This is a genomic window from Borrelia persica No12, from assembly GCF_000500045.1.
GTDB lineage: Bacteria > Spirochaetota > Spirochaetia > Borreliales > Borreliaceae > Borrelia > Borrelia persica.
Genome location: NZ_AYOT01000101.1, coordinates 1 through 719 on the forward strand (window position 1 = coordinate 1; position 719 = coordinate 719).

Annotated in this window: 1 protein-coding gene; it reads left to right on the plus strand. The window is 33.0% G+C overall.

Features of this window, described 5'->3' with window-relative positions; all coding sequences use genetic code 11:
* The coding region (locus tag U881_RS0101960; protein WP_024653076.1) for a DUF4407 domain-containing protein at positions 1-600 on the plus strand (600 nt) is incomplete at its 5' end.
* Positions 601-719 lie beyond the last annotated feature (119 nt).

Below are 719 nucleotides of genomic sequence, written 5' to 3' on the forward strand. Positions count from 1 at the left end.
ATAAGTATGCTCAAAATTGATTTGAATGAAAAGATAGATAAAGTTGAGGATAGGCTTAATGAGAAGATAGATGGAGTAGAGACTAGGCTTAATGAAAAGATAGATAAACTTGATGCAAAGATAGATGGAGTAGAGACTAGGCTTAATGAAAAGATAGATAAACTTGACGCAAAGATAGATGGAGTAGAGACTAGGCTTGACGCAAAGATAGATGGAGTAGAGACTAGGCTTGACGCAAAGATAGATGGAGTAGAGACTAGGCTTAATGAAAAGATAGATAAACTTGATGCCAGGGTAGACAAACTTGATGCAAAGATAGATGGAGTAGAGACTAGGCTTAATGAAAAGATAGATAAACTTGATGCCAGGGTAGACAAACTTGATGCAAAGATAGATGGAGTAGAGACTAGGCTTAATGAAAAGATAGATGGAGTTAAGAGTGATTTGGTACAAGTGAAATCTAAATTGACTTTGATTGAGAGTAGATTAGGATTTAAGGGACAGTTAGTTTCATCTTTGACGGTTATTGCTACTCTTGCTGTATCATATTTTGTAGCACAAGTGTTTGTGATGTTGGGAAAATATTTTGTTATTTCATAATATGCATAACTACTTTGTATTAAGTTGTTTCAACTATTTAATCACAAGTTAATTTAGTTGAATTTGTTGAGAGTTTTGTTGATTATTTTTGTTTAATTGTATGTCGTTATGTTTATCTT